The sequence below is a fragment of the Candidatus Andeanibacterium sp. genome (assembly GCF_057143545.1).
Genome location: NZ_DBNHSF010000149.1, coordinates 1 through 3,428, shown reverse-complemented (window position 1 = coordinate 3,428; position 3,428 = coordinate 1). Strand labels below are relative to the sequence as shown.

8 protein-coding genes are annotated in these 3,428 nt (G+C 63.4%); all 8 read right to left on the bottom strand.

What is annotated here, in order from left to right; genetic code table 11:
* The coding region (locus AC16XC_RS08625; protein ID WP_484034244.1) for an uL14 family ribosomal protein at window positions 1–111 on the bottom strand (111 nt) is incomplete at its 3' end.
* Window positions 112–208: 97 nt separating this feature from the next.
* On the bottom strand, window positions 209–499 hold the full coding sequence (gene rpsQ, locus AC16XC_RS08620; RefSeq protein WP_484034242.1) for a 30S ribosomal protein S17: 291 nt from the start codon (window positions 497–499) through the stop codon (window positions 209–211).
* 10 nt (window positions 500–509) lie between these two features.
* Window positions 510–725, bottom strand: a complete 216-nt coding sequence (rpmC, locus tag AC16XC_RS08615; RefSeq protein ID WP_484034241.1) for a 50S ribosomal protein L29 — start codon at window positions 723–725, stop codon at window positions 510–512.
* A gap of 3 nt (window positions 726–728) precedes the next feature.
* Window positions 729–1,160 carry a 50S ribosomal protein L16 gene (gene rplP, locus AC16XC_RS08610; RefSeq protein ID WP_484034240.1) on the bottom strand — a complete coding sequence of 144 codons (432 nt, stop codon included), beginning with the start codon at window positions 1,158–1,160 and terminating at the stop codon, window positions 729–731.
* A 20-nt stretch (window positions 1,161–1,180) separates the two neighbouring features.
* Entirely contained in the window at window positions 1,181–1,876 is a 696-nt protein-coding gene (rpsC, locus tag AC16XC_RS08605; protein WP_484034239.1) for a 30S ribosomal protein S3, read from the bottom strand.
* Between the two features lie 3 nt (window positions 1,877–1,879).
* The gene (gene rplV / locus AC16XC_RS08600; RefSeq protein WP_484034238.1) at window positions 1,880–2,257 is read right to left on the bottom strand and encodes a 50S ribosomal protein L22; all 378 of its coding nucleotides are present in this window, start codon (window positions 2,255–2,257) and stop codon (window positions 1,880–1,882) included.
* Window positions 2,257–2,532, bottom strand: a complete 276-nt coding sequence (gene rpsS, locus AC16XC_RS08595; RefSeq protein WP_484034237.1) for a 30S ribosomal protein S19 — start codon at window positions 2,530–2,532, stop codon at window positions 2,257–2,259. The genes rplV and rpsS overlap by 1 nt, the downstream gene beginning before the upstream one ends.
* 3 nt (window positions 2,533–2,535) lie before the next feature.
* A complete protein-coding gene (gene rplB / locus AC16XC_RS08590) occupies window positions 2,536–3,372 on the bottom strand; it encodes a 50S ribosomal protein L2 (RefSeq protein ID WP_484034243.1) in 837 nt (278 codons plus the stop codon).
* Window positions 3,373–3,428: the final 56 nt, after the last annotated feature.

The following is a 3,428-nucleotide window of genomic DNA, read 5'->3' as shown; positions in this document are numbered from 1 at the left end:
GTCGCCGACGGACGCGGTCCGGCGCTTCGAGCCGCCCAGCACCTTGATGCACTGGACGCGCTTGGCGCCGCTGTTGTCCGCGACGTCGAGATTGGACTGCATCTGGATCATCGATCCGGTTCCTTCTTCACTCTTTCATCCCCGGGTCCCTGCAAAGGCGGGAACCTCAGGCTCACGGTTCCTGCCTGCGCAGGAGCCCGCATCAAATTCAATTGCCTGCGCCCTCGACTTCGAGATCCGCTTCGATTGCCTCGCCCTTGGTGGCGGCGATCCGGTCGATCACGCGCCAGGTCTTGGTCTTGGAGATCGGCTTGGTCTCCTCAATCCGGACCTTTTCGCCGGGCTTGTATTCATTGGCTTCGTCGTGCGCGTGATACTTCTTCGAACGGCGAATGATCTTCCCGTAGAGCGGGTGCTTCACCTTGCGTTCGACCAGCACGGTCACGGTCTTGTCGGTCTTGTCGGAGACGACGGTCCCGATCAGGATACGCTTGGGCATCGTCTGCTCCTTACTTCGCCGCAGCAGTTTGAGCGGCTTTGGCGCGCTCGTTCTGCAGCGTCTTGATGCGCGCGATCTCGCGGCGCACTTCCTTCACCCGGGCAGGACGCTCGAGCTGGTTGGTCGCGGCCTGGAAGCGCAGGTTGAATTGCTCGCGCTTGAGCTCGACCAGGTCGGTATCGAGCTGGTCGTCGGTCTTGGCGCGAAGGTCTTCGACTTTCGACATCGCTTAACCCTCCAGGTGCGAGGTGTCGCCCAGCCGGGCGACAACCTTGGTCTTGATCGGCAACTTCATCGCCGCGCGCTCGAAAGCGGTGGCAGCGATCGGCCCGGGAACGCCGTCGAGTTCGAACAGGATCCGGCCCGGCTTGACGCGGGCGGCCCAGTATTCGACCGAGCCCTTGCCCTTGCCCTGACGGACTTCGGCAGGCTTCTTCGACACCGGCACATCCGGGAAAACGCGAATCCACAAACGCCCCTGGCGCTTGATGTGACGCGTGATCGCCCGGCGCGCGGCTTCGATCTGGCGCGCGGTGATCCGCTCCGGTTCCAGCGCCTTGAGGCCGTAGGAACCGAAATTCAGCGTCGTGCCACCCTTGGCATTGCCATGGATGCGGCCCTTGAACGCCTTGCGGAACTTGGTCTTCTTCGGTTGCAGCATTGTCTCTACCTAGCTCCCGATCAACGCGCCGGCCGGACGCCCGAGGTCTGGGCTTCCATCATCAAACGGTCCTGCGCCATCGGATCGTGGGCGAAAATCTCGCCCTTGAAGATCCAGCACTTGATGCCGATGATGCCATAGGCGGTGAGCGCCTCGGCTTCGGCATAATCAACATTGGCGCGCAGCGTGTGGAGCGGAACGCGGCCTTCGCGATACCATTCGACACGGGCGATTTCGGCCCCGCCAAGGCGGCCGCCGCAGGTGATCTTGATCCCTTCCGCGCCGAGCCGCAGCGCCGATTGCACCGCGCGCTTCATTGCGCGGCGGAAGGCGACGCGGCGGACCAGCTGGTCGGCCACACCCTGGGCAACGAGCTTGGCGTCAATTTCCGGCTTCCTGATCTCGACGATGTTCAGCTTCACTTCGCTGTCGGTCATGCTCGCCAGCTTGGAGCGCAGCTTTTCGATGTCGGCGCCCTTCTTGCCGATGATCACGCCCGGGCGCGCGGCATAGATCGACACGCGGCACAGCTTGGCCGGGCGCTCGATCACGACCTTGGAAATCGCGGCCTGGGGAAGGTTTTCGACCACATATTTGCGGATCGCGAGATCTTCCTTGAGCAGGCCGGCATAATCGCGGCCTTCGGCGTACCAGCGGCTGTCCCAGGTGCGGTTGATCTGCAGGCGCAGGCCGATCGGATTGCTCTTTTGACCCATCGATCAGGCCTCCTCTACTTCGCGGACAACGATGCGCAGCCGGCTGAACGGCTTCAAAATCCGGGTGGACTTGCCGCGGCCGCGCGTCGCGAAACGCTTCATGGTGATCGACTTGCCGACGCTGGCTTCAGCCACGACGAGCGCATCGACATCGAGATTGTGGTTGTTTTCCGCGTTGGCGATCGCCGAAGCGAGCACCTTCTTCGCGTCCTGCGCCATCGCGCGCTTCGAGAAGCTGAGGATGTTCATCGCTTCCTCGGCCTTCTTTCCACGGATCAGGCCGGCCACGAGATTGAGCTTCTGGGCCGACCCACGGATGGTGGTGCCGACGGCCAGCGCCTCGTTCTCGCCGACGCGGCGGGGAGCTTTTGCCTTGCCCATCAGCGCTTACCCTTCTTATCGGCGGCGTGACCCGGGAAGCTGCGCGTGGGCGCGAATTCGCCGAGTTTGTGGCCGACCATGTCCTCGTTGACGGACACCGGAATGAATTTCTGGCCGTTGTAGACGCTGAACGTCAGGCCAACGAATTGCGGCAGGATCGTGGAGCGGCGCGACCAGGTCTTGATCGGCTTGTTGCTGTTCGCATCCTGCGCCTCTTCTGCCTTCTTCAGCAGGCTGAGTTCGACGAACGGACCTTTCCATACGGAACGAGCCATGGCTTACCTCTTCTTCTTCGCGTGACGCGAACGGATGATCAACTTGTCCGTCTGCTTGTTGTTGCGGGTCCGCGCGCCCTTGGTCGGCTTGCCCCACGGGGTCACCGGATGGCGGCCGCCCGAGGTCCGTCCTTCGCCACCGCCATGCGGGTGGTCGACCGGGTTCTTGGCCACGCCGCGGGTCAGCGGCTTCTTGCCCATCCAGCGGCGGCGCCCGGCCTTGGCCAGCGTCTGGTTCGAATTGTCGGGGTTCGAGACCGCCCCGACCGTGCCCATGCAATCGCCGCGCAGGTAACGCTGCTCGCCCGAATTGAGGCGGACGATTACCAGGCCGCGGTCGCGCCCGACGAGCTGGACATAGGTCCCGGCCGAACGGGCGATCTGGCCGCCCTTGCCCGGCTTCATCTCGACATTGTGGCAGATCGTGCCGACCGGCATTTGCGACAGCAGCATGGCGTTGCCCGGTTTCACGTCGGTCTTCTCGCCGGCGATCACCTGGTCGCCGACGGCGACGCGCTGCGGGCAGAGGATATAGGCCAATTCGCCATCGTCATATTTGACCAGCGCGATAAAGGCTGTGCGGTTGGGATCGTATTCGATCCGCTCGATCGTTCCGGCAACGCCCCACTTGCGGCGCTTGAAGTCGACGAAGCGATACTTCTGCTTGTGGCCGCCGCCCTTGCCACGCGAAGTGACATGGCCCTTGTTGTTGCGGCCGCCGGTCTTGGTCTTGCCCTCGGTCAATGCCTTGACCGGCTTGCCCTTCCACAGGCCGGACTTGTCGACGAGGATCAGGCCGCGGCGGGCCGGACTGGTCGGTTTGTAGTTCTTGAGTGCCATGATCTGCCTCAGATACCGCTGGTAACGTCGATCGAGTCGCCAGCGGCGAGCGTCAC

Coding starts and splice junctions, on each gene's coding strand:
- rpsQ (WP_484034242.1), bottom strand. CDS start 499: ATGCCCAAGCGTATCCTGATCGGGACCGTCGTCTCCGACAAGACCGAC.
- rplP (WP_484034240.1), bottom strand. CDS start 1,160: ATGCTGCAACCGAAGAAGACCAAGTTCCGCAAGGCGTTCAAGGGCCGC.
- rpmC (WP_484034241.1), bottom strand. CDS start 725: ATGTCGAAAGTCGAAGACCTTCGCGCCAAGACCGACGACCAGCTCGAT.
- rplB (WP_484034243.1), bottom strand. CDS start 3,372: ATGGCACTCAAGAACTACAAACCGACCAGTCCGGCCCGCCGCGGCCTG.
- rplV (WP_484034238.1), bottom strand. CDS start 2,257: ATGGGCAAGGCAAAAGCTCCCCGCCGCGTCGGCGAGAACGAGGCGCTG.
- rpsS (WP_484034237.1), bottom strand. CDS start 2,532: ATGGCTCGTTCCGTATGGAAAGGTCCGTTCGTCGAACTCAGCCTGCTG.
- rpsC (WP_484034239.1), bottom strand. CDS start 1,876: ATGGGTCAAAAGAGCAATCCGATCGGCCTGCGCCTGCAGATCAACCGC.